The organism is Paracoccus sp. FO-3, assembly GCF_006386455.1.
GTDB classification, from domain to species: domain Bacteria; phylum Pseudomonadota; class Alphaproteobacteria; order Rhodobacterales; family Rhodobacteraceae; genus Paracoccus; species Paracoccus versutus.
In genome coordinates this window covers 1-1,698 of the sequence record NZ_VCBQ01000249.1, presented here as the reverse complement: position 1 = coordinate 1,698, position 1,698 = coordinate 1, and the positions used below count along the sequence as shown (strand labels likewise).

General features: G+C 64.8%; 1 protein-coding gene. It reads right to left on the bottom strand.

Translation table 11 applies throughout. The features are described from left to right. Positions 1 to 50: 50 nt before the first annotated feature. On the bottom strand, positions 51 to 1,607 hold the full coding sequence (locus FE811_RS26765; protein WP_011749544.1) for an ISL3 family transposase: 1,557 nt from the start codon (positions 1,605 to 1,607) through the stop codon (positions 51 to 53). Between the last annotated feature and the right edge of the window lie 91 nt (positions 1,608 to 1,698).

Genomic DNA, 1,698 nt, shown 5'->3' with positions numbered 1-1,698 from the left:
ATCCACCCCATCAAAAGGGGGTCTGACTCAAAGTTGGTGCATTTTCTGGTTTACGCCGGGGCGAGGAGCCGTGCCCTGAGCAGATCGATGTTGGCGCGGCCATACATCTGGCGTTTGAGGGTCTTCAGCCGATTGATCTGCCCCTCTGTCTGCCCGTTCGACCAAGGTTCGCGCAAGGCGGCGGCAACGGCGGCGCAGTCGCTGCGAAGGCCACGGGCAAAGGAAGCGATCATGCTGTCTGCCGCCTCATCGAGCCAGCTGGCCAAGACATCCTCACGCCCGTTTCGAACCATATCCGTGAACCTGTCGGCGAGCGCCCGGGCGGTCGCAAGGGCTGGCGATGCCGCTTCGATCTGCGCGACCTGAAGCGCATCGGCTCTGGACAGGTGATCCCGCCCCATGGTCAGGAGCCGCGCAATCCTGCGGGCAGGTGGCGATTTCCCCATCCCGTTCGGCACAGCTTGCTCGGCGCGGCGCTGGCGTGTCGCCCATTCTCCGACGACCCGAAGACTGCCGCGGAAACCATCCTCCCTGAGGCGGCGCCAAAGCTCGGCGCCATTCCGGCAACCACCGTTCCATTCCCGCTCCAGCCGTGGCAGCCAGGGTGTCAGACTGCTTTCGCGGATGCGGAAGACATCTTCGCGCTCGCCACGCAGGATCTGGCGAACGAGCTTGCGGCTGAGGCCGGTCGAGCGGACGATACGCTTGATGGGCAGGCCCTCATCGGCCATCGTCCTCACCATCCGATTGGTTTGCTGGCGACGCCGAAAGCCTTCGTATTGCAGCCTTTCCGCTGCCGTCAGCAGCGCGGGATCGAGCGTCTTCGCCCCGATCGCCCTGCGGATGACGGGCATGCTGCGCTGCACGGCCGCCAGGAATGCGGCACTCGCGTTCTCAAGCAGATGCCAACGATCGGCGACCTGAACCGCCTGTGGCAAGGCACGGGTGGCGGCACCGCCATAGCCGCCGTTGCGGTCGCGGGCGATAATCCGGATGCCGGGATGTGCGCGGAGCCACGCTTCCACGGTGGCAGGCTCGCGATCGGGCAGCAGGTCGATCACCTGCCGCCGTTCCAGGTCGCAGATCATCGTGCCGTAACGCTGCCCCTTGCGCCATGCCCAGTCATCGATGCCGATGACACGCGGTGGTTCGGAGACGGGGCCCATCAGGCTCCGCGCCCCACGCAAGAACGTGTCTTTGCTTGCAGGCACGAGAAGGCGCCGGGCGAGCGCCTGAGCAGGTCGTCCGCCGAGGGCAAGACCGAGGTGACGCACAAGATCCTGCAAGCGCGAGGTGCGTCGCATATGCGGTCGGGTGACGCCGGACGGAAACCGTTCGGCGAAAATCCGGGCCGGACAGCCGGGCGCGCGGCAGCGAAAGCGACGAACCTGCAAGACGATTTCCACGGCTCGCCCATGCGCAGGAACATCGGCCGGGCGACGTCGATACCGACTGTGGACATGCTCCGAAATGCTCCCGCAGTGTGGACAGGCGGCCGCGGCCGCCGAAGAGCGGGCATGGATACGGATGGTATTGCCATCGAGCTCGATCTGATCGGCCGTAAGCCCTGCCGGCAGAAAATCTCGGCGTGAAAACCATGACGCCATCGGTAACCTCCCTGAAAGAAGGCCAAAATGTAGCGAGGTTGAAGCTCAACTGCACCAAATCTGCGTCAGACCCCCTTTTGATGGGGTGGAT